This is a genomic window from Micromonospora sp. CPCC 206171, assembly GCF_036906755.1.
Classification (GTDB): domain Bacteria; phylum Actinomycetota; class Actinomycetes; order Mycobacteriales; family Micromonosporaceae; genus Micromonospora; species Micromonospora purpureochromogenes.
The window spans coordinates 1-25817 of sequence record NZ_JBAKHT010000026.1; the positions used below are offsets into that span (position 1 = coordinate 1).

The window sequence follows — 25817 nt, forward strand, 5'->3', positions numbered from 1 at the left end:
GCTCCGACCCGACTTGCCGCCGTGCCCCCGGCGGCGCCGGCCGCCGCCGCGCCCGCGCTGCCCGGCCGGCTGCTCGGCCTCGGCGGGCGGGCGCTGCACCGCAGCGCCGCGCTGCTCGCCCTCGCCGCCCTGTGGGAGACTGCGCCCCGGGTCGGCCTGGTCGACCGGGTCTTCCTGCCGCCGCTGTCGGAGGTGCTGGTGGCCTGGTGGGCGCTGCTGACCAGCGGGCAGCTCGCCGACCACGTCGGGGCCAGCCTCACCCGCTCGCTGACCGGGCTGGGGCTGGCCGTGCTCATCGCCATCCCGCTCGGGCTGCTGATCGGCTGGTACCGGCCGCTCGCCGACCTGCTCAGCCCGCTGCTGGAGGTGTTCCGCAACACCGCCGCGCTGGCGCTGCTGCCGGTCTTCGTGCTGATCCTCGGCCTGGGGGAGACCTCCAAGATCGCCCTGGTGCTCTACGCCTGCTCCTGGCCGATCCTGCTGAACACCATCGCCGGGGTGAAGGGCGTCGACCCGCTGCTGGTGCGCTCCGCCCGCTCGATGGGGCTCAACCACCTGCGGCTGTTCCAGAAGGTGATCCTGCCGGCGGCGGTGCCCACGGTCTTCACCGGCGTCCGGCTGGCCGGGGCCTACTCGATCCTCGTGCTGGTCGCCGCCGAGATGGTCGGCGCGAAGGCGGGGCTCGGCTACCTCGTCAACTACGCCCAGTACAACTTCGCGATCCCCGACATGTACGCCGGGATCATCACCATCTCCGCCATCGGCCTCGTCGTCAACCAGCTCCTCGTCGCCGTCGAACGCCGCTTCTCCACCTGGCGCGTCGACGTCACCGCCTGAGAGGAAACGCCATGTCCCGCACCCTGCACCTGAACGCATTCCTGATGGGCGTCGGCCACCACGAGGCGGCCTGGCGGCACCCGCGCACCGACCCGAGCCGGGTCGGCGACGTCCGGCACTTCCAGGAGCTGGCCCGGATCGCCGAACGCGGCACCCTCGACTCGGTCTTCCTCGCCGACGGGCTGGCCGTCGGGCCGGCCGTACGGCACAACATCCAGGCCGTCTTCGAACCGCTCACCCTGCTCGCCGCGCTGGCCACCGCGACCGACCACATCGGGCTGATCGCCACCGTCTCCACCACCTACAACGAGCCGTTCAACATCGCCCGCAAGTTCGCCTCGCTGGACCACCTCAGCGGCGGCCGGGCCGGCTGGAACATCGTCACCTCCGCGCAGTCCCGGGAGGCGTGGAACTTCAACCTCGACGAGCACCCCGCCCACGCCGACCGGTACCGGCGGGCCGCCGAGTTCGTCGACGTGGCGATCAAGCTCTGGGACAGCTGGGAGGACGACGCCCTCGTCCTGGACGCCGCGGCCGGGGTCTTCGCCGACACCGACCGGGTGCACGAGGTCGGCCACGCCGGCGAGGCGTTCAAGGTCCGCGGCCCGCTGAACACGCCCCGACCGCCGCAGGGCCGGCCGCTGCTGGTGCAGGCCGGCTCGTCGCCCGACGGCATCGCCTTCGCCGCCCGGTACGCCGAGGCGGTCTTCACCGCCCAGCAGACCCTCGCCGACGGCCAGGCCTTCTACGCCGCCCTCAAGCGGGCCACCGCCGCCGCCGGCCGCGATCCGGACCTGGTCAAGGTGCTGCCCGGCATCGCCCCGGTGATCGGCGGTACGGAGGCGGAGGCGCAGGCCCTCGCCGCCGAGCTGGAGGCGCTGATCGTCCCCGAGCACGCCCTCGCCCAGCTCTCCGGCATGACCGGGATCGATCTCAGCGGGTACCCGCTGGACGGCCCGCTGCCCGACCTGCCCGACGTGACCAGCGTTCAGGCCCATCAGAGCCGCTACCAGCTCGTCGTCGAGCTGGCCCGGCGGGAGCAGCTCACCCTGCGGCAGCTGATCGGCCGGCTCGGCGGCGGGCGCGGGCACCGGGTGGTGGCCGGCACCCCGGAGCAGATCGCCGACCAGATCGAGCTGTGGTTCACCGAGGGCGCCGCCGACGGCTTCAACGTGATGCCGCCGCTGCTGCCCAGCGGGCTGGCCGACTTCGTCGACCACGTGGTGCCGCTGCTGCGCGCCCGGGGGCTGTTCCGGCACGAGTACACCGGTCGGACGCTGCGCGAGCACTACGGGCTGCCCCGCCCGGCCAGCTCGTACGCTACCCGCGAGCTGGTGACGGCGTGAGCGCGAGGAGTGGGTTGCGGGCCCCGCAGTCGCGAGCTGAGGTGGCGGAGTGAGCGCCGACCTGCTGCCGGTGGACCGGGACCTGTTCCGGGGGCTGCTGCGCCGGCAGGCGTCCACCGTCACCGTGGTCACCGCCGTCGCCCGGGGCACCGACCCGGCCTGCCTGGGCGGGATCGGGGCGCCGCTGCGGGCCGGCTTCACCGCCACCTCGTTCACCTCCGTCTCGCTGGACCCGCCGCTGGTCTCGTTCTGCCTCGGCGTCGCCTCGTCGAGCTGGCCGGTGCTGGCCCGCGCCGAACACGTCGCGGTGCACCTGCTCGCCGCCGACCAGTCGGAGGCCGCCCGCATCTTCGCCACCAGCGGGATCGACCGGTTCGCCGCGTACCGGGGGTGGACGCCGGGGCCGTTCGGGCTGCCGCTGCTCGACGGGGTGCTGGGCCGGCTGCTCTGCCGGGTCGTGCACCGGGTGCCGGCCGGCGACCACACCGTCGTCATCGCCGAGCCGCTGGCGCTGAACACCGGCGTCGACGCCGAGCCGCTGGTCTACCACCGGGGCGGCTACACCAGCACCGCCACGGCGGTGGCCGCGTGACGCGGGCGTCGGCGGAGCCGGACCTGCTGGCGCTGGACCGGGAGGCCCAGGACCTGCTCTTCCGGGCGGCCCGCACGGCGAACACCTTCACCGACGAGCCGGTCACCGACGCCCAGGTCGCCGCCATCCACGACCTGATCCGGTACGGCCCGACCGCGCTCAACGGCCAGCCGCTGCGGGTGCTGCTGGTGCGCTCCGCCCCGGCGCGCGCCCGGCTGCTGCCGCACGTGTCCGCCGGCAACCGGGCCAAGACGGCCGCCGCCCCGCTGGTCGCGGTGCTCGCCGCCGACGTGGACTTCCACCACCGGCTGCCGGAACTGTTCCCGCACCGGCCCGAGGCGAGGGACTGGCTGGCCGACCGGGCGCAGCGCGTCGCCCAGGCCCGGTTCAACGCCACCCTCCAGGCCGGCTACTTCCTGCTCGGGGTACGCGCCGCCGGGCTGGCCGCCGGGCCGATGGCCGGTTTCGACGCCACCGGCGTGCGACGCGAGTTCTTCCCCGACGGCCGGCACGAGGTGCTGCTGCTGGTCAACATCGGCCGCCCGGGGCCGGACGCCTGGCACGACCGGCTGCCCCGGCTGGCCGCCGAGGAGGTGATCCGGACGCTGTGACTCCGGGACGCGGGCGCCGGCGTCGGCTCAGGCGGGCGCCGGCGCGCGGTCGACGGCGAGGACCCGGGTGACGCTGCCGTCGTCCTCGGTGACGTCCCGCTGGTGGACGAAGCCGAGCTTGCCCAGCAGCGCCAGCGAGGCCGTGTTGGCCTCGGCGACGGTGGCGTGCACCTGGGCCAGGTCGAGGGTGTCGAAGCCGTACCGGACCAGGGCCCGGGCCAGCTCGGTGCCGAGGCCGGCGCCCCAGGCCGGCTTCGCCAGGGCGTACACCAGCTCGTGGCCGTCGACCTGGTCGGTGCGCTTGATCTCGGCGTGCCCGACGTAGCGGCTGTCGCGGCGGACCGCCCACACGTCGAACAGGTCCTCGGCGTAGACCGTGGTGAACACCCGCCCGAACAGGGCGGCGGCGTCGGCGGGCGTCATCGGGCCGTCGCCCATGTACCGGGCCACCTCCGGGTCGCTGAGCAGCGCGACGAAGTCGTCGGCGTCGGCCGGGCGGTAGGGCTCCAGCAGCAGCCGGTCGGTGCGCAGGGTCGGGGTGGGCATCAGCGGGGCTCCCAGGCGTCGGGCAGAGCGGTCAGCTTTCGGACGTGTGCGGGCAGTCGGCCGCTGACCACCTCGGCGAGGCTGACCTCGTCGAGCACCTGCCGGACGGCGGCCCGCACGGCCACCCAGAGTCGGGGGAGGTTCTCCGCCGAACCCTCGTAGCGGGTCTCCTCGGGGCGCAGGCCGCGCACCCCGGCCAGCGGGCCCTCCACGGCGCGCAGGATCGCTCCGACGGTGACCTCGCGGGGCGGCCGGGCGAGCGTGTAGCCGCCCTCCGCGCCGCGCTGGGCCCGTACGATGCCGGCCCGGCGCAGGTCGGCCAGGACGGCCTCCAGGAACTTGCGCGGCATGTCCTGTTCGGTGGCGATCGCCTGGGTGGACAGCAGCGAGGGGTACGCGGTGGCCAGGCTCAGCGCCGCCCGTACCGCGTAGTCGCCGCGCGCGGAGATCTGCACCCCGCCATCATGCCCGCCCAGCTCACTCCGCCGGGTCGGCGGGCCGACGCTGCCGGACGATCCGCCGCAGCGGCTGCTCCCGCGCGGCCCGGAACGCCCCCGGGCTCACCCCGACCTCGCGGGTGAAGAAGCGGCCGAAATTGGTCGGCTCGGGGAAACCCAGCCGCCGACCGATCCGGGCCACCGGCTCGTCGGTGGCGGCCAGCAGCCGGCTGGCCTGGAGCGCGACCCGCTCGTCCACCACCTGCTTGGCGCTGCGCCCGGTCACCGCCAGGCAGGCCCGGGTCAGGGTACGCACCGAGCAGCCCAACTGGGCGGCGTAGTCCTCGACCCGGCGGGTGTGCTGGTAGCCGCGCTCGATCTCCCGGCACAGCCGGTGGAAGGTGGCCAGCTCCGACCGGTACGGCCCGCCGTCGGCGCCGCCGGGGCGGTCGGTGGGGAGCAGCGCCAGGCGCAGCAGCAGCACGGCCAGCTCGTGGCGGAGCAGCGCCCGGGCGGCCGGGTTGGCGCGGTGCCGACGACTGTCCACCGCCAACTGGCTGACCTCGTTGATCACCGCGTCCTCGTCCTCGCCGGCGAGCTGGTGGTGGGTCGGCACGGCGTCCGGGTCGACGTCCAGGCCGCGCAGTGTCTCGCCGCGCCAGCGCACCACCGTCGCGTCGAGCTGCGGGGTGCAGCGCAGCACCTGGCCGGGGCTGGCCCGCAGCAGCGTGCCCGGCCGGCACGGCAGCGGGCGGAAGTCCAGCTCGGCGGTGCCGTGGCCGCCGGTGACCAGGATCAGCAGATCCGCGTCGAGCAGCGTCGGGCGGCGCCACCCGGGCTCGGGGGCGAGGTCACCGAGGTCGAGCAGGTCGATCTCGGCGGTGGGCAGGTCGGGGTGGGTTGCCGGGGAGAGCTGACCGGAAGGGACCATCACCTGCGACGGTAACCGGAGGTGGAGGTGGTCGCATCCCGGCGACGGGACCGGGGTGTCGCGTACGCGGGGTTGTCGCCGGTCGGAGGCGCGGTTACGTTACCGAGCGGTAGGTCCACCGACTCGCGAGGGATGGGCATGACGGAGCTGTTCTCGGTCGCCGACAAGACGGTCCTGGTCACCGGCGGCACGCGGGGGATCGGGCTGATGATCGCCCGGGGCTTCGTGCAGGCCGGCGCCCGGGTGATCGTCTCGTCCCGCAAGGCCGACGTCTGCGCGGCGGTCGCCGAGGAGCTCTCCGCCGAGGGGCGCTGCGAGGGCGTACCGGCCGACCTGAGCCACGACGCGGGGGCCGAGGGGCTGGCCGCGGCCGTGCGGGAGCGCACCGGGGACCGGCTCGACGTGCTGGTCAACAACGCGGGCGCGACCTGGGGCGCGCCGCTGGAGGCGTACCCGGAGAGCGCGTTCGACAAGCTCTGGGCGGTGAACGTCAAGGCGGTCTTCCGGCTCACCACCGCGCTGCTGCCGGCGCTGCGCGCCGCGGCCACCGCCGACGACCCGGCCCGGGTGATCAACATCGGCTCGGTGGACGGCATCCGGGTGCCGTTCATGGAGGTGTACGCCTACTCCGCCACCAAGGCCGCCGTGCACATGCTGACCCGCAGCCTGGCCCACCAACTGGCCGGTGAGCAGATCACGGTCAACGCGATCGCCCCGGGCCCGTTCGAGAGCAAGATGATGGCTTTCGCCCTGCAGGACCCGGCGTCCCGTTCGGCGATCGAACAGCAGGTACCGCTGGGCCGGATCGGCCGCCCGGAGGACATGGCGGGCACGGCGATCTACCTGTCGTCGCGCGCCGGGGCGTACCTGACCGGCGCGGTGATTCCCGTCGACGGCGGCCTCACCACGCACGGCTGAGGCGTACCTGTCGCGGGTGAGCCGGAGCCGCGCGGACTCGGCAGATCCGCGCGGCTCCGATCGGATGGGTCAGCGGCCGGCGAGCAGCCGGTTCACCGCCGTGTCGACGTCGAGGTGCTCGGCCTCGCGGCCGCGCGGGACGACGACGTAGGTCCGCCGCAGGAAGCGCACCAGCACGCTGCGCGGCACCTCGAAGAGCGCGTTGCCGTCGGGTGACGACAGCGCCAGCGCGACGAAGTCGCCGCGCGGGGTGGCCCAGGGCCAGACCCGGACGTCGCCGATGCCGGCCGGTTCGTCGAGACCGGTCACCAGCAGTTCGCGGGCGAAGGACCAACTGACGGCCTCGCCACCGGCGGATTCGGCGTGGAACAGGACATGGACCGCATACGGGTCAGCAGGGTCGTAACGCAGACTGGCACGCACCGGCAAGGCGGTGGCGTCAGGTGCGACGAGCCTTAGCGACGTCTCGACCTCTACGGTCGTCGGTCGGATGACACTCATGGACGTTCTCCCCCCGGCACCGCTGCGGAACGCGCGTGTCCCGCTTTTCCCATACTCAGGTGCTACTCCTGGCTACGCTCCGCCATACGCTGACTTCACCCAGTGGTGGGAAGTGCCTCGGAAGCGCCGCCAGAATGTGAAACTTCTTGTACGATTTCCGGTCTGCCCAGTGCGTGATCCCGCCCGGCGTCGGGTGGCTCAGTCGTCGACTTACTCCGGTAACGTCCAGTGGTCTGCGCAAGTGACGGGCCGGGGCGACACTGGGGGGTGAAATGGTCACGAACCGATCCTCAATGGATGCGACGACCGCGACCGACTCACCGAAAGTAGGGGCTCGAGCAGCCGAAAGGCGGGGGAACGCGGTGCCGAACGATCAGCACGACGGGACCGGTCGGCGCGCCTCCGGCGGCCGCTCCGGTCGAGGTCGCGCGCCGGCTCACGGCGCCGCCTCGCGCCCCGTCCGTGCCGGCCGGCCCACCCCTGGCTCCGGCACCACCCTTGCCGATCGCCCGCCGAGCGGCTTCCGGCACCGCGTCCGGACCAGTCTCGACCTGATCCGCGCCAACCCCACCGGCCGCGTCGCCCTCAAGATCTTCATCGCGATCGCCGGGGCGCTGGTCGTCACTCTCGGCCTCGCCCTCATCCCGCTGCCCGGCCCCGGCTGGCTGATCGTGATCGGCGGCCTCGCCATCTGGGCCGTCGAGTTCCACTGGGCCCGCCGGCTGCTCGCCTTCACCCGCCGGCACGTCCAGAACTGGACCCGCTGGGCCACCTCCCGGTCCCTGCCGGTCCGCGTCGCCCTCGGCTCCGTCGGCCTGATCTTCGTCGCCACGGTGGTGTGGCTTTCGCTCAAGTACAGCCTCGGCATCGACCTCGTGGCCCGGCTGCTGCACTACCTCGCCACGCACTGACCGGGGTTGCCGCGCCGGGGTGCGGCGCGCGGGCGGGCGGGGGTGCGGCGCGCGCGGGACCCGGATTTCCGGTCCGCTCACACGATCAGGTAGAGTCATCGGCGCTGAGGGCGATTAGCTCAGCGGGAGAGCGCTTCGTTCACACCGAAGAGGTCACTGGTTCGATCCCAGTATCGCCCACGCAGGTCAAAGGCCATCCTCCACCGATGAGGGTGGCCTTTCTGCTGCCCGTACAGCAGCGAAGTACAGCAACGGTCAGCGGGCGGGTGGTCGACCAGGCGAGGAGATGTCCGCCTGTGCTGTTACTTTGCCGGCCGTGAATGATCAGCTGACGTGGATCGACCGGATCATCGACGTGACCGGGTGGCGCCATGAGCCCGAGGGCGGTGCCGGCTGGGAGCAGGCGGAGGCCGAGCTCGGCGTCACGCTGCCTAGCGACTTCAAGGAGTTGTGTCGGCGGTTCGCGCCAGGCCTGTTCATGGGTGTCCTTGACCTACTGCGACCGACCGACGATCACGATTCGACTTCGCTGCTCGGGTGGTGGAACTCCAGCCGGCGTTGGGTGAGCGAGCATGACGATCCCGCTGCGCGCTTGTACGCCCCGCACGATCTGTACGGGCCCGACAAGGGGTCCGGGCTGATCGAATGGGGTCACGACTCGTCCGGGGGTCAGTACTTCTGGCTGGCGGACCGCTCGGTGGAGTCTGATCGGTGGCCCGTGACCGCTCGGCACGACCCGCCCCACCCCTGGCACCGGTTCGACATGTCTATGACGGAGTTCGTCTACCGCATGCTCGCGGACCCGGAGCTGGAGTCGTTTTCGATGGTCACTCCGACGTGGCGACCGTTCTATCTGCCGTACTGGCAGCCGTTTCCCAGCACACCTGAGGAGTGGGACGCTCTCGGCGACCCGAACCGCGAGAACTGAACCAGTACCCGTCTCTGCCCGTGTAGGTCAGATGCCGAGCGAGTCGCCGAGGCGCTTGAGGGCTTCGCGCGTCGCCTTTGAGGAGACCTGCGTGTAGATCTCCATCGTCACGGAGAAGCGGGCGTGCCGGAGGACCTGCATGGCGACTCTCGGATGGACGTCGAGGTCCGCCAGGAGGGTGGCACAAGTTCGCCGCGCGTCGTGGACGGTGATCGGCCGGACACCGGCTTTCTCGCACCGGGTCTGCCAGGAGCGCTGGAAGTTGCGCGGCTCGATGGGTGTGCCGTAGCGGGTGGTCAATACGAGGTCGGCTTCGTGCCATGCCTTGCCAGCGGTTGCCCGTGCCTCGTCCCGTTGCGCCTTCCTGATTTTTAGTGCCGTCGCACAGATGTCTGGCACGGGGAGTGTGGCGTCGGATGCCTGGGTCTTGGTGTCGCGATGGAGCAGCTGGCCGCGGACGCGCTGCAGTTGGCGGCCGACGGTCAACTCTCCCGCGTCGAGGTCGACGTCTGCCCAGGTGAGGCCGAGGGCTTCGCCCTTGCGTAGGCTGGTGACGAGGACCAGGGCGTAGGCGGCGTAGAGCGGGTCCTCGTCGTGGCGGGCGGATTCGAGGAACTTGCGAGCCTCGTCGCTCGACCACGACTTGCCCCGACGGCGGCGGACCGTGGCGAGGGTGACCGGCACGGCCGGGTTCTTGGCGATGAGGTCTTCAGCCTGGGCGTGGGTGAGGGCGGCCCGCAGCGCAGCCCGGATGTCGCTGACCGTGCGCGTCGACGGGATCGCCTGGCAGCACCGACCGACCGCACAGCAGCGCCGCTTGTGCTTCGGCCGGGCGGCGTCCTTGCCCTGGGCGCAGCACTGGCAGGTCCGGGCCACCTGGTTGATCCAGGTCTGCACGTCCCGCGACTGGAGCCGGTCGAGCCGCTTGGCCCCGAGGGCGGGGGCAATGTAGCGGCGGACCAACGTCTCGTAGGTCGCGTAGGTCAGCGGTGCCCGGTTCGGCTGGATGATCTCGGCCAGCCACCAGGTGAGGAAGCTTCCGACTGTCGGGACGCTGGTCGCCACCGGCCCGGCCTTGGCCTGTTGGTGCAGTTTGATCCACTTGTCGTGGACGGTCTCGCGGGTCTTGCCGTAGACGTACTTGCGGGTGCGTTTGCCGTCGGGCTTGGTGACCCAGACGTAGGCGGCGAAGCCGTTGCGGTAGGGGAAGATGGAGCCTTCGCCGTTGGCTCGGGCGCGTCCGGGCATCAGGCGGCCTCCTGGCGCTCGACCTGTTCGCGGATGTAGTCGTCGACCCATTCGGGGAGGATTCGGCGGTACTTGCCGTCCTTGATGGAGCGCAGCTCGCCGGTGGCGATCTTCATCTTGACATTGGAGATGCCGAAGCCGAGCAGGACGGCGACCTCGGCAGGGGAGTACCAGCGCGGGGTGAGGTCACGGCTCATGCGGCGGCTCCGGTGAGCCAGGCTTCGTACGCGAGTTCTTCCCGACCGATCCGTCTGGCCTCCCGCCGCTGTCGGGCTGCGGTGTTGGCCAGGAGCGCGTCGCCTTCGGAGAGCCACCCAGACCCGATGTAGGTGAGGGTGCCGACGGTGACCGTGTCTGCGGGATCGTTGTCTTCGCTACGGCGGTAGGTGGTGCGGGTGTCGCGGAGCAGGGCGAAGGTGACGGAGTAGCGGCGGGCTTTGGTGAGGAAGTGGCCGCCGAAGCCGAGCATGTGCGCCCAGCGCCGCAGTCCGGCGTAGGCGTGGGGTTTGGTGTCAAGGCTGTCTTGACGGTCGCCGCCGGTTGTGGCGCCGCAGGCAACGTCGGTGTGGGTGGGGCGGCCGAGGTGCCAGCAGGCGTCGATGAGGCGGGCGAGGTGGTCGCCTTCGGGGTCGGCGTAGTCGTCGATGGTGGCAGGGGTCAACCGAGTGAAGGAGTGGCCGGTGGCTTCGGTGGCCTTGGTGGCGTACTTGGCGAGGTAGGCGGCGACCTTGTCATCGGTCAACTCGCCTCCGGCGGTGTTGATGCGTCGGACGTCGACCTGCTCGCCCCACGCCACCAGCCAGCCTTCGGGCTGGTCAGGGTGTGGGGGCGTGGTGACGGTGATCCGGGAGGCGGCGGCATGGATGGCTTCCTTCAGGTCGTCGACGGTGATGCCGTCCGGTGGCGGCACAAGGGCATCCGGATCGTCGGGGTCGACGCCGTCGAGGCGCAGCAAGACGTGGAAGTGCACGGCGGCGCGGCGTTGCATCTCGGCAACCTTGCCGTGCGACACCCGCACCGGCGGCACCCAGCGCACCTTGCCGGAGGCGGTGACGACCCGAACGAAGGGGATGTCGCGCCTCCGACAGAGGGCGGCGAGGTGCCGGTCGATGGCCTGCTTGGTACGCCGCCACAGCTCCCCGGAGAAGTAGTTCCAGACGACCTGGTGGCCGTGGTCGTAGCAGTCCAGGCACAACGGCTGCCCGAGCTGCGGATCGTCGGCGTCGTGCCGGGCGAAGCACGCCGCCGCTTGCCCGTGCGAGCAGGTGCCGGCGGTACTGCGAGCGCGGCAGGGGGCGGGCCGGCAGTCGCAGCGCTGCCGGGTGGCGCAGATGTGGCGGGGGACGTGCCGGTGGTGGACCACGCCGAAGGAGGGGGCGGTGAAGGTGGCGAAGACGACCGGGTGCCGGCCTACCGATGCGGGGACGCCCTTGCCGCCGGTCAGGCCGCAGCGCACGACTTGGTAGGCGTCGCCCTGGTAGACCCAGGCGCAGTCGGGGCAGTGCGATTCGCGACGGTTGCCGCACGCCTTGTAGAGAGCCCGGTCGGGCAGGTCGTCGGTGTGCAGCCCGCTGGTGATGCGGCCGGTGTCTCTGTTGACGGCGGCGATGGTGCCGGTGAGGCGGATCGGGCGTGAGCAGCCGCCGGCGGGGGCGGTGTGCTCCAGCCAGCCGGAGAACCCGGAGGTGGCGGCGCGGTGCAGGGCTTGGGCATTCCGGCCGACAGTGAGGTCGGGCCGGAACAGGCTGAACGGGGTGGACACAACTTTCTCCTCACGCGGGGTGGCAGGGACGGGAGACGAAGCACCACCAGCTGTGGACGGCTGTCCGCTGGTGGTGTTCGTCGTGTCTCCTGGCACCGCCGAGAGGGCGGCTGACGCCGGAGGGCGGAATCGTGGTGGTGCCACTTCCCGCCGATGGGTTATGTCCTTTCGCATCGTGGACCTGATGAGTGGGCCGGCACGGGTGGGGAGCCTGGGATACCGGCATCCAGCGGGTTGCCGCAGGCCCCCACCCGTGGAAGCTCACGAATCCGGGCCATCGTGGACGGCAAAAGGCCGTCCTGGGCCACTCAACGGATTCGGGGGACCGGCGCAGCGGCCGGTGCGATCGAGAGCCGGCGGGACGTGGCCCGTGTCAGCGGCAGGAAGGCCGCTCGACATCTCCGACATCGAGTCCAGCGATCCGGCAGGAAGGCCGCGGTGGCGTGCTCGACGAGCGCCAGAGTAGCACCGGGTGCCGACACGTCAACCCGCCGTGACCCCGCCCGACGGAGGCGGACCGGCCGGCTGCCGGCCGATGTGGGAGGACTTTCTGTACATCTATCAAGGCGGCCCTAGACGGGCCGCACGCGCCGCCGCCTGGGCGCGCGCCGACCGCTGCCGCTGTCGCTCTGCGGCCGTCACGCCGAACGCCCGGCGGCTGGCGCGGAGAGCGGGAAGCCCGGAGGGCCGCCGCAAAAAGACAGACCGTTGACCGGTGGCGTGGAGGGCCGGCAGCCGGCCGGGCCGCGCGGCCAGCAGCCCGCGCGGCGTAGGGAAGCGGACGCCGGCCGCGTCGGCGAGCTCGTGGCGGCCGTGGGTTGCGGTTAGGGCGCCTCCGGCGGGGGCGCTCCGGCTCCAGGATGGCCGGGGCTCCGCCGGCGGGTCACGCTTCGTGGGTGGTTGCGGTAGGCCATCCCGCCTGCCGTCGACCCGGGCAAGCCGAGCAGACAGCCGCCCGGCCCGCCAGCGTACGCACGAGCCGTCAAGGTCCGCTTGACGTGGCCGGCCGGGCGGCTGCCCGCTCCCCGATGGACGGGTCGATGGCAGACGGGATGGCAATGGGCAACTCTGGCTGGGCACTTGAACCGTCGCCCTTAGGCCTGGCCAACCGCACCCCGCCGACTCTTGCCCAGCTCCGAAAGTGCTTCCCCACACCATCAGCGGTGCTGTCCTTCCAGTCAGCACCAGCCGCATGCTTCAAGATCATGCCAATTTCTCTGCCACTTACCGTTCCGTCAACTTGGAGCACAGCGAGAGCAGCTACGCCGCCTGGGAGCCGCTTAAGCCCTTCGAGGATTGCCTCCCCTGAGACCTCTCCTCCAACCAGCGCCCCATGCGCTGCCTGAATTCTTCCCCCCGGCTTTTCCTGAACCAACCCGAGCACGGCCAGCATGCGAGCCGCCCGACGATCGGCGACGGATAGGGTCATGTAGTCGACAGGCTCAGACTTCATTGATTCGAGCAGTCGCAGCGAAGGCCCCGGGGCGTCGTGCAAATGCTCAACCTTAATGATCGGATTTGGCTTACTTGTAAGCAGGGCTCCCCTGCCCACATAATGTTCTGTCGGGTTGGTCAGCGTGTTGTTATTGAAGAGCGCGAGGCCCGCGTAATCGAACCAGAGCGCGAAGGCGCGCGCATAGGTCGTCCAAGTACTCGGCTGCGCATCGATGGCTGGGAACGCTTGCGGCAATTCCCGAGCATATGTCTGGATGGCGACGCCATCTGGCTGTCGCTCGATCAGCCTTAGAAGCAGAGAGAAGGCTTTATGGCGACGAAGCACACGGCTTACGCCTCGCCGAAGCTCAAATTCTGGCTCAGGAGCTTCGAGGATTGATTCAATAATGCGAATTCTTGTAAGGTCATAGGACGTAATTCCGAGCAAGCGGAGTGTGCGAGAGACATTTACTAAGCTCCGAGGACTTGCCCCTAGCGCGGATGCAAGATCCGAAATGGCTACATCGCCGCCAGAACTCGCAACGAGAGAAACCACGGGTGCCACTGCTTGCGGGTAAAGTCCAATGGTGTATGAGTCTTCGATTGGCACTTCGCCCGTGTTGAGAAAGTCACGGAAAATATCCCAATAAGTATCCAGCTTTTCGCCGACTGCCACGAGGAGGCGACGATCGAGCAAGGACTGAATGACAGCCCCATCATAACGATCGGTTACTTCGGTTGCCGATACTGGAGCGAAGCGTGCCACATGTCGGACGGCATCCTTCTCGATCGGTTGGAGGCCAGCGAGGTCCGAGTCGAAGAGGCTCTGGACGTTGAGCGCTTCACTCACCAGCTGCTCTTGAGTCTTGGCGTGGTCTTCTATCTCACGGATTACGTGGCCGGCGAGCTTCTTGAAAAGCCATGGCAGGCCTTGTGAGTATTCGCGCAGACGCTGGCGCAGCTCTCTTGCCAACGACTGCCCGATCCTCTTTTCGAGTCGTCGAAGGAGGGCCTCTACATCCTTTGCCCCCATCGGCCCCACCACGATCTGGTCGCTGCCCGCTCGAATTTCGTCTCGAAGGCGGTAGGGGTGAGATTCTGTCCATCCGACCAGATCTGTCTTCCATGCGAAGCCCAACAGAATCGGCTGAACAACCTCGTTGAGGAGCAAGGCAAGGTCCCGGAACTGCCTCGTTGTCTCCTCGTCTTGGAAGACATTCTCGAACTGATCAAAGAATATCAGCAAGGGGGAATCCTTGTTCCACTTCGCTTCACGTAGGGTAGCCACTGCGCTTTTCAAGCTTGCCCATGACGTTTCTTCAGGAAGTGCCAGGAGGCCATGACTCGCCGCGTTCTGGGCGGCTATTCGCAAGGACTCGGTGACAAAGACCGGGGAGTTGGCGGTTCGGCTATCAATTACCAGAGCATAGCCGCCCGCTCTTTCAACCATCATCTTTAGCTTGAGCGCAAGGGAGCTTTTCCCCCACCCGGATTGGGCATTCAGAATGAAGATGCCACGGCCTTTTGCCACAATCTTCGATAGCTCTGCGACAATGAGCCGCCGTCCAACGAAGAATTCCGGCGACGCGGGGAACTGATACTCGAAGTCGGAGGAGCTGCCTCGTACACTAACTACGATGGGAGACGTTGTATCAGCGTGATGCGCTTGTCGGGGAATGTTCCGCGTCGAGGATAGGTCTCGAACTGTCAGTTCTCGTGCATAGTCCGAGCTCTCTAACAAATCTAGAACGGGCCGAGGAGGGCTCGTTTCCTGAGTGCGCCCCCAGACCAGTACCTCAGCTGCCCGCCGGCTATTGCCATCGAGGACCTTTACGCAGCTGTATAAGCCCTCCTTGGCTATTACTAGAGCCGGGTCACTAACTACCAAGCCCTCTGGAACCGCTGCGTCAACCGTCCTAATCAGGCCGCGCGTTAAGAGGGTTGCTATGACTCTTTCCGCGTCAAAGTAGTGAAACCTGGCGTCCCGAGTTTCGGCGGTTCGCGCGGATTCGTGCCCTTGGGCGACCAGACGTGGAAGCGCGAACAAATATCCATGCATGTCGGGATGCTCGAATCGAGCCATGTTGAGCTTCCCGTAGAACGAGGTCAGCGCTTGGGCCTTGACGTTAGTACTGTAGGCCTTGCCTTCTGCGATAGCACTTTGTTTAGTGAAGGAGCTGCTAACGGCTACGTCCAGTTCGATTCCGTCGGACGTGACATTGACGTTTCGCTCGTGTGGAGCATCGAACCCAAACTCGTGCAGGAGACTTGCAATGAAGGACTCGAAGAGGTGACCTTTCGCATTATTTACGGCCGCAGCCGTTTCGCCTTCTGCAAGAACGAGAACTTGATAGTCCTGCACTGCTATGCGGTCCATGTAGCAGACCGTAGGGGACGAGCGCTTGGCATAGTAAGCCAGCATGCGAGGGATTAAGTGTCCGATTGCTGACACCCCGCCTCACAGGCGTAGCAACGCCCGTAACGGCGGAATGGCGTCGCCGTCGAGGTGGCGCGGCCACCGGCTGTCGAGTAGCCACGCGAGTAGCCAAGGCAGTGCATCCGGACGGACACTGTCGTACTTTGGCGGACTCGTTGGGCAGAGCCGGGCGACGTCGACTCGACCTCGCCCGCTCCTGGCAGTGTGGGGCACCCACGGGCCAGCCTGGATTCCGTTCCAGCGAACCGACGGTTCTAAGAAGCGTCAAGCTCCGCTGGCTAGGTGGCCAACGGAGCCTGACATCGCAGATTGCTTAGCAGGCGACGACGACGGTCCCCGCCTTGACGTGGTCGTTCCAGCCCCGGCGCGTCAGGTCGTCCACGACTTCCCGAAGCCGGGCACCATCCGACAAGAGGCGCTTGCACTCGTCGCAGACGTCCGGCCCGCCTCCGAACGCCGATCCACCGCCCGGCTGACACCGGAGCCCGTCCGGAACTCCACGCGACACCTGGACACAAAGGTCCACCGCCTGCCCGCGATGCTTGCACCGCAGGCTTACACGCACCCAGTTGGGTTGCATCGTCAACTCCCCTGGCCATTGACGGCCTGGTCGTCGTCGGGGTGACCATCACCCCGGCGATACGCACGCTGACGCCACGCCCGGAGAGAAACGCCACTTCCCCTACACGGGTAGTCGATCCCCCTATAAGGTTCTGGCCGAGAGGGCAATCTCATGCAGAACCCCGGACGGACGTCACCCCGACGTATCCGACGCCGGGGCTTCTGCGTGTCCAGGACACGATACCAGCCGGCCCGTCACGATACGTATGTCTGGATCGCGGCGCGCTCCAAAAGTGAGCCCGATCACGTTCTCTACATCTGGTGCCGACTCTGGCCGAGGCTCCCCACATGTTGGGGAGAGCCTTCTTGTCGGAGGATCCCGATACAATCCCCGCCCTCACGCCTCCTGCTACTCCGTGTAACGACGGATGCAGCCCGCCTGGGGAGGGGCGCAGGCAACTTTGATGCCAGTCCGCCGCTTCGGACGTTCAGACCTGCGGGGCCGTGCCTGGGCCGTCTGGGCCTTCACTGGGCCGTCGAACGCCGACCAGCGATGACCAACTACGACCGGCAGCACCCGAAGAAGCAGCAGGTCAGCCACGTTGTATAGGCAGCTGACCTGGTGGGCGACGGACGAGTCGACCTGTACGCCGGAATCTGTCCTCGCCAGGGTCGGTGGCGTCCGAGTGGGCGCGGCCGGTCGGCGGGGCAGCGGTGCTGAGAGTGCCCGTCTACGGTGCACGTCGTGGACGGTTGGAGTACGGCCGATGTGATTGGGGCAGTCGGCGGCCTCGTTGGTCTGATGGGTGTCATCGTGACGTGGGCGCTAGGGGCCAAGTCCCTACGGGTGAGCCGGGCGTCGGTCCAGGTTTCTGAGGAGGCTAAAGAGGAAGCGCGACGGTCGGCCGACGCAGGGGAGCGGTCCGCTGTGGCAGCAGAGAACGCGAACCAGGCCGGCGAGCGCTCCGCCGATGCCGCGCAGGAGTCCGCTAGGCAGGCGGCCGAGGTTGCTCGGATGGAGCGAGAGCGTGAGCATGACCGGCTGAGCCCTGGTCCCGTGCCGCACATGAACGTGGAGTTGGAGTCGAACCCGCGGGGTGCAAGCCTGCCCCGAACGCTATTCGGCGTGGTGTCAGTACCACGTGACTACCGAGTGCGGGCAGAGGCAGTCATCGAGGGGGGAGGCCATACCGCCCTTGGCTTGCCGTTGCTCCTCCACGCAGGTCGAAGCTACCGGTTCACCATCGAGCAGTGGCCGCCCGGCCGTATGAATCCCCAAGTCGAGTTCGTGCTGTTTCGGTTCTGGGTTCCCGTCGAGGAGATAGATAAAGTTGCCGGCTGGGATTGCCCTTGCGATCGGCCGATGATCGATGGAAGCGACCGCGGCCACTGGGAATGGCGGGCACCCATCCAGTACGAACTAGCAGCAGCCCCAGCGATCTATTGAGTGTGCCCCGCTCGGCGGCACCACCTGTCGTCGGGTGCGGAGCGTAGGCAGCCAGAAGGCAGCGAAAGCAGCAGCAACGGCTAGCGGCAGACGGCGGGGGACAGCAAAGCGGCCATGGTCGGCAGCACAGGACGGTGCGCGACAGCACCCAGTGGTGGGCCCCACCCGCGTTCACACATCGTGCAGGGGGCCACCTGGCGCTGGCACACGAGATTTGGTGCCGGGCGATTTTGGCAGGTCTCCGCCAAAGTCGTAAGCCACGAGATCCTCAGCCGAGACACTCGACTCTTTCAATAGCTCCAGGATGTAACTTCGAAGTCCGCGGTACTCGTTGCGATTTTCCTTCAACCTACTGACAGCAATGTATCCATCGCTTGAAATAACCGTGCTGTCCTTAGATTCCTTGAACCTCTTCCCGTAGGCCGAAGCGCACTCATCGAATGAATCGTAGCGGACGATGTCGGCGGGGGTTGGGTTTATGTGTACGTACCTTAGATCAGCTATGGCCCTAGAGGTCAGCATGCGCTGTAAGGTTTTCACGACGATGCGGTCAAGCGGCGAACCTACATTCTTAAGGATCTGTTCCGCCAGCAACTCGATTCGGCTGTTTACCTGCGTAAGCATAGTCAGGCTATCAGCCATCTGCCGCTCCTCGGTCCCACGCCTCAAGAAGGCGTACATCATGCCCGCCCATTGTTGTCGTAGGTAGCTCTCGATGTCGCTGAAGTTCCGGAATGGCGCGATGGCGTTGTTCTGGGCGCGGGTTTGGACCTCTTCAATGAATTCGAATATTTTAGGGCTGTCGGCGTGCGGAAAAGATATGCTTGCTAGGACGTCGGGGCGGGACGCATTTGCACGGTATAGTTCGAAGTCGTTGGCGGTCCCCTGCTCTACAAGCGCAAATACGGGGATGTGTTGCCTGATTGCCGTCTGATATTCCCCGTTGGTCACGGACTTGTCGCTATTCCGTGCAAGGCTCCCGTATCGACCTCCGATAATCAGGACAAAAAGGTCGACGCTTGGGACTTCTTTGAAACAGGATTCCGAAGCGCTCGTCGCTGGATCGTAAAAGACCGCCCCATCCTCGCTGAGGACTGCATTGTAGCCCAGCGTTTCAATCATTCGCTTGAGGCTTTCGCGAATATAGCGGAGGTCGTAGAAGGTGGAGCTGACAAAGACAGTAGGGGATGCCATATGGGGATTGTCGCATCGGATGCTCGATGCGCCAGGAACCCAGGTCTCGCGAGTCGCGGGGCGCGCATGGTTTAAGGCAAAAGCCAGCATTGTCCAGAGTGCTGCAGGGGGTTGCCCGGCAGTCCCGGCCGGGTCAACGCCAAGGCGGATGGGATCAAGATCGCCGGGAGAGGCGGCAAGATTCGGAACCTGCAAGGAACGCGAACCTCGATCAGATTCCGGACGGCAGGCGAAGTTGTCCACCCCTGCTGCGCCCCTCCCAGGTCCGGCAACCGTCGGCCGGACGTGTCCGGCTTCCCCCGGCGAGGATCACCGATCCTCCGGCAGGGAGCGGGCAGCAGCGGCGTTCTGACATCAGTCGCTGACATCAACGGTGGCGGCCAAGGCCGGGCCGGCGCGGACGGATGCCGCCTCCGGCCCGAAGTCGGCGGACGTCGGTGGACGCTACGACTCTCGCCGAAAGCGCCTTACAAGCGAGAGGTCATCGATGCGCGGCGTACCGGAGTACCGTCGACAGCGGTGGCTCGCTGGGTCGCGACCGGGTGAGTCTGCTTGGACCCTTCAGCTTGGAGCGGCGCTATGGCCTCATCCGTCGACCCCCGCTTCGGCGTAGCTTTGCGTGAGTTTCGGGAGCGGCGTGGCCTGTCGCTTCGGTCTCTCGGGCAGCTCGCCCATCGGAGTAAGAGCCATCTGCACGAGCTGGAGACAGGGCTCAAGGCTCCAACGGTCGACACGGCGCGCCACCTGGACCGGATCCTCGACGCGGGGGGCACGCTTGCTCGCTTGGTCGATGCGCCGATTGACCACGCGGCCGAGGCCGGGGAACTGCTGGCGAGAGTTGCCGCCAGCGATGTCAGTAGGGACGTGGTCGACCGGATCGAGCAAGGCGTTGATGACCTTGCCAGTGCCTATCCAACGATGGCCCCGGCCGACCTTCTGCCGGTGGTGCGGCGGCATCTCGCCTATGTCGGGCGGTTGCTGGATGGACGGGTCACGCTTGCTCAACGACGACGATTGTTGGTTGCTGGCGGCTGGTTGGCGGTGCTGCGGGCCACCGTTCACATCGACCTGCGACAGCGGCATGCGGCGGCTGCCCATTTGCGGGCCGCTCATGATCTTGCCGAACACGCTGAGCACGCCGAGATTCAGGCCTGGTGTCTGGAAACCCGGGCCTGGGACGTGTTGACTCAGGGCGACTATCGGACGGCACTCGACCTCTCCCACCAGGCTCAGCGGGTCGCCCCGAGAGGCAGCTCTGCCCGCATTCAGGCGACTGCTCAAGAGGCTCGTGCGTGGGCGCGGATGGGGGACGTCGGTGCGACTCGGCGAGCGTTGGACCGGGTGGAACGGCTGACGGCGAATCTGCCCGTTCCTGAGCGAGCCGAGCACCACTATCGCTACGACCCGGCCAAGGCCGCGGCGTACACGGCCACAACGCTGTCCTGGGCGGGTGACCCCGGTGCCGAGCAGGTAGCGCGGGCCGTGCTGGCCGACCTGGACCCGGACGGCAATGGGGGAGCGCGGCCCCGCCGGTCCGCGTCGGCCCGTCTCGACCTTGGTCTTGCCCTGGTCGCCGCCGGGCAGCCGGACGAGGCGGTCGTTCTCGGGGCGCAGGCTGTGGCGTCCGGGCGCGTGGTGCCGTCGAACTGGTGGCGGGCTGCGGAGTTGCTGACGAAGGTGGAGCAGACGGGGGTTCCAGAGGCGGCGACATTGCGCGACCTGTGCACTGAGTACGCCCCGGGACGTCGACCACCAGCGGACAGCACAGCCGGTTAGCGGACAGTCACCTTCTGGATCGACGATGTGCGCGGCGTGACGCTGGTCCTCACTGCAACCCGGGCGCGGAACAGTGCACATCAGCAGGTGTCCCTCCGCGCCCTCGACACGGAGGGCCGGACACGTGACATTGGCTGTTGAACTCCTGCGGCGGATCGTCAGCCGGTACCTTTCGTCGCCGCCGGCTGTCCCCGGCACCGGGCAGCGCATCCAGGCAGGGGAGCAGGAGGCAGCCCAGCGGCGGCTGTTGGATCAGGCACGAGGCAGACAGCACCACCCGACAGCGAACGGTGGGCCGCTTAATCATGACTCGGCGGCGCGTTTCGGGGAGCCCGGCGAATGACCGTCCACGGGCCGGTGCTGCCTATCTGGAGTTGCGGCGGCTGCGGCGCACCGTGGCCATGCCCCACCCGCCGCCGCGAGCTGTGCGCGGAGTTCGAGGACGCTCCGGTGTCCCTGTCGCTCTACATGGGGGCACAACTCGTCCGCGCCACCGCCGACCTGACATGGGTGCCCGCCGGCACGCTGCATCGACGGTTCCTCGGCTGGATGCGGTGAGCATCCTGCGCCCCGGGGACGAGAAGTTCCACTACGGCGACGGCTCCCACAAGTGGATCCCGCCGGATCCCGACTACGACCAGGAGGTCTGGGACGAGCAGGTTCGCCAGCACAAGCAAGGGCACCTGAGGAACAAGCGCCCGAAGGTCCGCATCCAGCGTCGCGTCTGATGCCAGCAGTACAGCAGCGAAGTACAGCAACCGCGCCAACCAAACCAGGCCGAGAAGGGCGTCAGCAGGCCGTCTGACCTCGCATCACGGCGGAACCGACCGCCTTGCCGAGAGTTCACACCGAAGAGGTCACTGGTTCGATCCCAGTATGGATGTATGCAGGTCAGAAGCCCGTCACCGGAGTAACCGGTAACGGGCTTTGGCCGTCTTGCCCCTTAAATTGGGAGCAGATTGGGAGCAGGGGCGTTGATCATGCCGGATGGCGGGCTCCAGTCGGCCTCGTGGGAGGCTGGGCTGGTGCCTGCCGTGACTATCTGCACCCAATGACCGTCCACCACCGACCACACCTCCATGCCAGACCTCGACGGCATGGACGGGCCGAGCGACCCAATTTCCGCTGCGGCTCCGTCGTCTGAACGGCTGCCGCCTCACCAGTGACGCCGCAGGGCCAGCGGCCGGCGGCTACCGCCGGAAAATCTCCGTGACCGGTGGTTCACGCACGGCCGATCAGCGCCCTCTAAATCCGCCCGGCACGTCAGGGCGCCGGGGTTCGGAGCAGGCCGAATGCCAGAAACGGGCTGCCACGCTGGCGGCCTACCACCGCACAGAGCGCTAATTCCCTGCAGGCGGACCCGGAAGGCTGATCGGGGGGCGTCAGCGCAGTGCAACCTCGCCCGCGTGGATTGCACCCATGGCGCGCTCGACGGTCTCCTGGTTTTCGCCGACCGGAGCCACGTAGTCGATCACGTCGCGCGCGGCGTCCTGCCCGAGCATTCGGGTGATCACCCACGTGGCGAGGTACTGGGAGGCCAGGCAACCGCCCGCCGTAGCGATGTTCCCCTCCGCGTGGAACGGGGCGTCCAGCACGGTGACGTCGCAGGCTTCGACAAACGGCCGGCTCTTTATGTCCGTGCAGGCCGGCATGCCACCGAGCAAGCCGAGCCGGGCGAGCACGAGCGCGCCGGAGCACTGCGCACCGATCAGCTGTCGTGAAGGGTCCAGCAGCAGCCTGGAGATCAACCGGTCGTCGGCGACCACGTCTCGCGCCTGCACCCCGCTGCCGATCAGCACGACCTCGGCTTGCGTCACGAACTCCAGTGGGCGCTGCCCAGTCACCTCGACTCCGTTCATCGACGTGACCACCGGCGTCGGCGTCGTGATGAAAGCTTCCAACCCGTCCTTACGGCACCGGTTGATCAACGCGGAAGCGATGAAGCTGTCGAGTTCGTTGAACCCGTCGAAGGTCACCACCGCTACCTGCATCACAACTCCCTAACGCACGGCATCAAGCCTGCAATCTCCCTGGCGCGCCCTTCCCAGGCGAGAGCCAATCAGCGACTGGTGGCATGCCTACCGCCACCAGTCGCTTGAGGCCCCGAGCCTGACTACGTGCTCGCTGTCCCTACCGAATCCATGTGTCATCGCGAGCACCCAATGGCATCGCAGGCGCGTCGAGGAACAAGGTGAGGGGGGTTTGGTGGGCTGCAAGCAGTTGAAGGGCCTTCGTCGGGTAGAAAGTAGTCTGGGTGATGGTGAGATGATATGTGGAGGCCTGGGTGGACTCGTACCCTGCGGTGGAGGCCCACGGCCTGATCGGTGATCTGCAGACGGCGGCGCTGGTGGCGATGGACGGGACGCTGGACTGGTTCTGCGCCCCTCGGTTCGACTCGCCGAGCCTGTTCGGCGGCCTGCTTGATCGGCAGAAGGGTGGGCACTTCCAGGTGTCGCCAGAGGGCGTCGACTACGTGAGTAAGCAGTTGTACCTGCCCGGCACGCCGATCCTGATCACCCGCTTCCTGAGCGCGGACGGCGTGGGTGAACTCGTGGATTTCATGCCCGTCGCGGGGGATCAGCCTACCGACCGCCACCGCCTGGTGCGGATGCTGCGGGTTGTCCGAGGCGTCATGCGGTTCCGTGTCGACTGCCAACCCCGCTTCAACTACGGGCGCGATCCGCATGAACTCGACGCGTACCCCGCGGGTCACGTTTTCCGCAGCCGTACGCTCTCCCTCGCCCTGAGCCTCGTGCGATACCCCGAAACCCGGCCCGGCGAGCAGGGAGTCCGCCGTAAGGAGGGTGGCATATGGGCCATCGCCACGCTGCGCGAGGGCGAGGCCGGTGGTGTCGTTCTGGAAACAGGAGTGTCGCCTGACCTGCCACGCTTCTACCCACAGGGCGAGGTGCAGGAGTTGCTGGAGCAGACCCGCGACTTCTGGCGGCGTTGGCTGGGCCGTTCCTGTTACACCGGCCGTTGGCGGGAAATGGTCGAGCGGTCGGCGATCACGCTCAAGCTCATGACGTACGCGCCGACTGGCGCGCTCATCGCCGCCCCCACCGCCGGGCTGCCCGAGCAGATCGGCGGTCAGCGCAACTGGGACTACCGCTACACCTGGATCCGCGACGCGTCAATCTCCCTACACACCCTGCTCAAGCTGGGCTTCACCGACGAGACGTGGCGGTACATGCACTGGGTCGACGACCGGGTCCGGGAGGCCAGGGACCGGGAGGTGCCGCTGCAGATCATGTACCGCGTCGACGGCTCACCCGACGTCTCCGAGGAGGTGCTCGACCACTTCGAGGGTTACCGCGGATCAGGGCCCGTGCGGGTCGGCAATGGCGCCGCGAACCAGCTGCAACTCGACATCTACGGCGAGGTACTCAACGGCCTCCACGAGGCCGACAGCCATGGTTTGCAGACCTCTCACCAGTTGTGGCTGAACACCGTGCGACTCGTTGACTGGGTCTGCGAGCACTGGGACCAGCCCGAAGACGGGATTTGGGAAACCCGCGGCGGCCGTAAGGACTTCACCTACGGGCGACTGATGTCCTGGGTCGCCCTGGACCGGGCTGTCCGCCTTGCGCAACGACGGGGACGACCGGCCGACACCGCCCGGTGGGTGCGTACCCGAGACCAGATCTACCAACAGATCATGGCCCGGGGCTTCCACCCCGGACGCGGTGCCTTCGTGCAGCATTACGCCACCGACGTCCTCGACGCGTCGCTGCTCGCCATGCCCGGCGTCGGATTGATCTCATCAATGGATCCGATGTGGCAGTCCACGCTGCGGAAGATGGACGCGGAACTGGTGTCCGACAGCCTGGTCTACCGGTACGACCCGGCCGCCTCGCCCGACGGCCTTCCCGGTCAGGAGAGCACCTTCACCATGTGCAGCTTCTGGTACGTCCGGGCCCTCGCCGAGTCCGGACGGCTCGACGACGCCACGCTGACCTTGGAGAAGATGCTCACCTACAGCAGTCCACTCGGCCTCTATTCAGAGGAGATCGCACCCACCGGTGAGCAGACCGGCAACTTCCCGCAGGCGTTCAGCCACCTCTCGTTGATCGACACGGCCGTGAACCTCGACCGCCTGCTCGACGCCCGTCCCTGAGGAGTCGCGCGGCGCTGGTGGAAGCGGTTCGCTGACCGGACCCCTGCGACAGTACGAGGGCACGCCGATCGAGTTGTTCTTCGATTTCGGGTGCGTGTTCGCGATCAGCCGGCTCGGTTTCCTGCTCTCTGACACGGCCATCGCGGCCTCTGCCAGCCGAATCCGCATTCAACCGACGACTCCGGTCACCTCGGGATCCGGCGAAGCGCCACGACTGAACGGAGCGAGTCCCTACGATCGATAACGAACATCGGGCGCCGATCCGTCGGCTATGCGCGGCCCCGGCGCCGGCCGCCCCGCAGATCCCACCGCCGCTGCCCACAGCCCCCGTCGTGACGGAGAGGAGCAGCTAGGTGAACGCCTCGTTCGAGACCCTGCGTACGGAGCTGACCGACGGCGTCCTGACGGCGACGCTGGACGCGCCGCCGATCAACATGATCGGCCCCGAGTTGGTACGAGACCTCGTCACCCTGCTCGACCAACTGACCAGGACCACCGAGGTGCGGGTAGTCGTCTTCGACAGCGCCGACCCGGACTTCTTCATCTCTCACGTCGATCTGACTAAGGTCGCCGAGTACACGGCCGAGGCGGCCAAGGCGGGCGGCGGTCCCCAGGACGCCTTTCTCGGCATGGTGCTACGCAAGCTGAGCGAGGTGCCGGTCGTCACCATCGCGAAGCTACGCGGACGGGCTCGGGGAGCGGGCAGCGAGCTCGCGCTCGCCTGCGACATGCGCTTCGCGGCACGGGAGAACGCGCTGCTCGGCCAGCCCGAGTGCGGCTTCGGCGTGGCACCCGGAGCTGGTGGCATACAGCACCTGGCGCGCCTGCTCGGCCGAGGACGGGCGATGGAGATGATCCTCGGCGCGCAGGACGCGGACGCTGACCTCGCGGAGCGGTATGGGTGGATCAACCGAGCGCTGCCGGACGCCGAGCTCGATGAGTTCGTGACCGCGCTGGCCAGACGGATCGCGTCCTTTCCCTCGGCGGCGATCCGGTCCACTAAGCAGGCGATCAACGAGCTGACAGTGCCGCCGGTCGACGCCGTACGCGCCGACGGCCGCCGGTTCCAGGAGTTGGTCGTCGCCCCGGAGGTGCAGGAGCGGTCGAAGGAGTTGTTCGGCCGCGGTTTTCAAACCCGGGGCGAGCTGGAGCTGGACCTCGGCGCACGGCTCGCCGAGTTGCCGGCCGCCGGGTGAGCGCCGCCTTTGAATCGCGCACAGCGTTTGGTGACGAAAACGTCGTCGATCCGAGCATTCCCCTTAGTTCGGCGGGGAGAGCAGGTG

Annotated in this window: 23 protein-coding genes and 1 tRNA gene; 14 read left to right on the forward strand and 10 right to left on the reverse strand. The window is 67.9% G+C overall.

The window, feature by feature from the left end:
• The 4 genes from V6U89_RS24345 to V6U89_RS24360 form a co-directional block, all read left to right on the forward strand.
• Positions 1 to 837 (forward strand): ABC transporter permease (locus V6U89_RS24345; protein WP_334573826.1); only part of this gene is annotated, 837 nt, incomplete at its 5' end.
• A gap of 11 nt (positions 838 to 848) precedes the next feature.
• Entirely contained in the window at positions 849 to 2183 is a 1335-nt protein-coding gene (locus V6U89_RS24350) for an LLM class flavin-dependent oxidoreductase (protein ID WP_334573828.1), read from the forward strand.
• A 49-nt stretch (positions 2184 to 2232) separates the two neighbouring features.
• Complete coding sequence (locus tag V6U89_RS24355) at positions 2233 to 2775, forward strand: flavin reductase family protein (protein WP_334573830.1); 543 nt, start codon at positions 2233 to 2235, stop codon at positions 2773 to 2775.
• Positions 2772 to 3386, forward strand: coding sequence for a malonic semialdehyde reductase (locus V6U89_RS24360; protein WP_334573832.1), 615 nt, complete (start codon positions 2772 to 2774; stop codon positions 3384 to 3386). The genes V6U89_RS24355 and V6U89_RS24360 overlap by 4 nt, the downstream gene beginning before the upstream one ends.
• Positions 3387 to 3413: 27 nt before the next feature.
• Here V6U89_RS24360 and V6U89_RS24365 read toward each other — a convergent pair whose 3' ends face one another.
• The 3 genes from V6U89_RS24365 to V6U89_RS24375 are packed head-to-tail and all read right to left on the reverse strand — an operon-like array spanning position 3414 to position 5300.
• Positions 3414 to 3932, reverse strand: a complete 519-nt coding sequence (locus V6U89_RS24365; RefSeq protein WP_334573834.1) for a GNAT family N-acetyltransferase — start codon at positions 3930 to 3932, stop codon at positions 3414 to 3416.
• Positions 3932 to 4387, reverse strand: coding sequence for an RrF2 family transcriptional regulator (locus V6U89_RS24370; RefSeq protein ID WP_154943001.1), 456 nt, complete (start codon positions 4385 to 4387; stop codon positions 3932 to 3934). Before V6U89_RS24370 ends, V6U89_RS24365 begins: the two co-directional genes overlap by 1 nt.
• A gap of 22 nt (positions 4388 to 4409) precedes the next feature.
• Positions 4410 to 5300 (reverse strand): helix-turn-helix transcriptional regulator, encoded by an 891-nt coding sequence (locus V6U89_RS24375; RefSeq protein ID WP_334573836.1) that lies wholly within the window; start codon positions 5298 to 5300, stop codon positions 4410 to 4412.
• Between the two features lie 138 nt (positions 5301 to 5438).
• Here V6U89_RS24375 and V6U89_RS24380 point away from each other — a divergent pair, with 138 nt between their 5' ends.
• Positions 5439 to 6218 (forward strand): SDR family oxidoreductase, encoded by a 780-nt coding sequence (locus tag V6U89_RS24380; RefSeq protein ID WP_334573838.1) that lies wholly within the window; start codon positions 5439 to 5441, stop codon positions 6216 to 6218.
• 69 nt (positions 6219 to 6287) lie between these two features.
• Here the strand turns inward: V6U89_RS24380 and V6U89_RS24385 are convergent, their stop codons facing one another.
• Positions 6288 to 6719 carry an SsgA family sporulation/cell division regulator gene (locus tag V6U89_RS24385; protein WP_007457244.1) on the reverse strand — a complete coding sequence of 144 codons (432 nt, stop codon included), beginning with the start codon at positions 6717 to 6719 and terminating at the stop codon, positions 6288 to 6290.
• A 293-nt stretch (positions 6720 to 7012) separates the two neighbouring features.
• On the opposite strand from V6U89_RS24385, the gene V6U89_RS24390 reads away from it, so the two are divergent.
• The 3 genes from V6U89_RS24390 (at position 7013) to V6U89_RS24400 (ending at position 8558) form a co-directional block, all read left to right on the forward strand.
• Positions 7013 to 7630, forward strand: a complete 618-nt coding sequence (locus tag V6U89_RS24390; RefSeq protein WP_334573841.1) for a TIGR02611 family protein — start codon at positions 7013 to 7015, stop codon at positions 7628 to 7630.
• A gap of 108 nt (positions 7631 to 7738) precedes the next feature.
• Positions 7739 to 7810: transfer RNA gene (locus V6U89_RS24395), tRNA-Val, on the forward strand.
• A 136-nt stretch (positions 7811 to 7946) separates the two neighbouring features.
• Positions 7947 to 8558, forward strand: coding sequence for a hypothetical protein (locus V6U89_RS24400; RefSeq protein WP_334573843.1), 612 nt, complete (start codon positions 7947 to 7949; stop codon positions 8556 to 8558).
• Between the two features lie 27 nt (positions 8559 to 8585).
• On the opposite strand, the gene V6U89_RS24405 is transcribed toward V6U89_RS24400, so the two are convergent.
• The 4 genes from V6U89_RS24405 to V6U89_RS24420 all read right to left on the reverse strand — a co-directional run bounded on the left by V6U89_RS24405 (position 8586) and on the right by V6U89_RS24420 (position 15379).
• Positions 8586 to 9806, reverse strand: coding sequence for a tyrosine-type recombinase/integrase (locus V6U89_RS24405; protein WP_334573845.1), 1221 nt, complete (start codon positions 9804 to 9806; stop codon positions 8586 to 8588).
• A complete protein-coding gene (locus V6U89_RS24410) occupies positions 9806 to 10003 on the reverse strand; it encodes an excisionase family DNA-binding protein (protein ID WP_334573847.1) in 198 nt (65 codons plus the stop codon). The genes V6U89_RS24405 and V6U89_RS24410 overlap by 1 nt, the downstream gene beginning before the upstream one ends.
• Positions 10000 to 11568, reverse strand: a complete 1569-nt coding sequence (locus V6U89_RS24415; RefSeq protein ID WP_334573850.1) for a replication initiator — start codon at positions 11566 to 11568, stop codon at positions 10000 to 10002. The genes V6U89_RS24410 and V6U89_RS24415 overlap by 4 nt, the downstream gene beginning before the upstream one ends.
• 982 nt (positions 11569 to 12550) lie before the next feature.
• Positions 12551 to 15379 (reverse strand): nSTAND1 domain-containing NTPase, encoded by a 2829-nt coding sequence (locus V6U89_RS24420; protein WP_334573852.1) that lies wholly within the window; start codon positions 15377 to 15379, stop codon positions 12551 to 12553.
• Between the two features lie 1366 nt (positions 15380 to 16745).
• Between V6U89_RS24420 and V6U89_RS24425 the strand changes: the two genes are divergently transcribed.
• A complete protein-coding gene (locus V6U89_RS24425) occupies positions 16746 to 17447 on the forward strand; it encodes a hypothetical protein (RefSeq protein ID WP_334573854.1) in 702 nt (233 codons plus the stop codon).
• Between the two features lie 171 nt (positions 17448 to 17618).
• Here the strand turns inward: V6U89_RS24425 and V6U89_RS24430 are convergent, their stop codons facing one another.
• Positions 17619 to 18731, reverse strand: coding sequence for a DUF4062 domain-containing protein (locus tag V6U89_RS24430; RefSeq protein ID WP_334573989.1), 1113 nt, complete (start codon positions 18729 to 18731; stop codon positions 17619 to 17621).
• Positions 18732 to 19220: 489 nt separating this feature from the next.
• Between V6U89_RS24430 and V6U89_RS24435 the strand changes: the two genes are divergently transcribed.
• From V6U89_RS24435 to V6U89_RS24445, 3 genes are all read left to right on the forward strand, one after another.
• Positions 19221 to 20417, forward strand: coding sequence for a helix-turn-helix domain-containing protein (locus V6U89_RS24435; protein ID WP_334573856.1), 1197 nt, complete (start codon positions 19221 to 19223; stop codon positions 20415 to 20417).
• Between the two features lie 339 nt (positions 20418 to 20756).
• The gene (locus tag V6U89_RS24440) at positions 20757 to 20975 is read left to right on the forward strand and encodes a hypothetical protein (protein WP_334573858.1); all 219 of its coding nucleotides are present in this window, start codon (positions 20757 to 20759) and stop codon (positions 20973 to 20975) included.
• Positions 20972 to 21145 (forward strand): hypothetical protein, encoded by a 174-nt coding sequence (locus tag V6U89_RS24445; protein ID WP_334573861.1) that lies wholly within the window; start codon positions 20972 to 20974, stop codon positions 21143 to 21145. The genes V6U89_RS24440 and V6U89_RS24445 overlap by 4 nt, the downstream gene beginning before the upstream one ends.
• Before the next feature lie 654 nt (positions 21146 to 21799).
• Here the strand turns inward: V6U89_RS24445 and V6U89_RS24450 are convergent.
• The gene (locus tag V6U89_RS24450; RefSeq protein WP_334573863.1) at positions 21800 to 22408 is read right to left on the reverse strand and encodes a DJ-1/PfpI family protein; all 609 of its coding nucleotides are present in this window, start codon (positions 22406 to 22408) and stop codon (positions 21800 to 21802) included.
• Positions 22409 to 22701: 293 nt separating this feature from the next.
• Between V6U89_RS24450 and V6U89_RS24455 the strand changes: the two genes are divergently transcribed.
• A complete protein-coding gene (locus tag V6U89_RS24455) occupies positions 22702 to 24534 on the forward strand; it encodes a glycoside hydrolase family 15 protein (RefSeq protein ID WP_334573867.1) in 1833 nt (610 codons plus the stop codon).
• Positions 24535 to 24887: 353 nt separating this feature from the next.
• Positions 24888 to 25730, forward strand: a complete 843-nt coding sequence (locus tag V6U89_RS24460; protein ID WP_334573870.1) for an enoyl-CoA hydratase/isomerase family protein — start codon at positions 24888 to 24890, stop codon at positions 25728 to 25730.
• Positions 25731 to 25817 lie beyond the last annotated feature (87 nt).

Bases quoted from the DNA above. Each gene is read 5' to 3' on its own strand.
- V6U89_RS24450 (WP_334573863.1), bottom strand. From the start codon at position 22,408: ATGCAGGTAGCGGTGGTGACCTTCGACGGGTTCAACGAACTCGACAGC.
- V6U89_RS24375 (WP_334573836.1), bottom strand. From the start codon at position 5,300: ATGGTCCCTTCCGGTCAGCTCTCCCCGGCAACCCACCCCGACCTGCCC.
- V6U89_RS24365 (WP_334573834.1), bottom strand. From the start codon at position 3,932: ATGCCCACCCCGACCCTGCGCACCGACCGGCTGCTGCTGGAGCCCTAC.
- V6U89_RS24380 (WP_334573838.1), top strand. From the start codon at position 5,439: ATGACGGAGCTGTTCTCGGTCGCCGACAAGACGGTCCTGGTCACCGGC.
- V6U89_RS24420 (WP_334573852.1), bottom strand. From the start codon at position 15,379: ATGGACCGCATAGCAGTGCAGGACTATCAAGTTCTCGTTCTTGCAGAA.
- V6U89_RS24350 (WP_334573828.1), top strand. From the start codon at position 849: ATGTCCCGCACCCTGCACCTGAACGCATTCCTGATGGGCGTCGGCCAC.
- V6U89_RS24435 (WP_334573856.1), top strand. From the start codon at position 19,221: ATGGCCTCATCCGTCGACCCCCGCTTCGGCGTAGCTTTGCGTGAGTTT.
- V6U89_RS24430 (WP_334573989.1), bottom strand. From the start codon at position 18,731: ATGCTGGCTTTTGCCTTAAACCATGCGCGCCCCGCGACTCGCGAGACC.
- V6U89_RS24410 (WP_334573847.1), bottom strand. From the start codon at position 10,003: ATGAGCCGTGACCTCACCCCGCGCTGGTACTCCCCTGCCGAGGTCGCC.
- V6U89_RS24385 (WP_007457244.1), bottom strand. From the start codon at position 6,719: ATGAGTGTCATCCGACCGACGACCGTAGAGGTCGAGACGTCGCTAAGG.
- V6U89_RS24440 (WP_334573858.1), top strand. From the start codon at position 20,757: ATGACCGTCCACGGGCCGGTGCTGCCTATCTGGAGTTGCGGCGGCTGC.
- V6U89_RS24390 (WP_334573841.1), top strand. From the start codon at position 7,013: ATGGATGCGACGACCGCGACCGACTCACCGAAAGTAGGGGCTCGAGCA.
- V6U89_RS24405 (WP_334573845.1), bottom strand. From the start codon at position 9,806: ATGCCCGGACGCGCCCGAGCCAACGGCGAAGGCTCCATCTTCCCCTAC.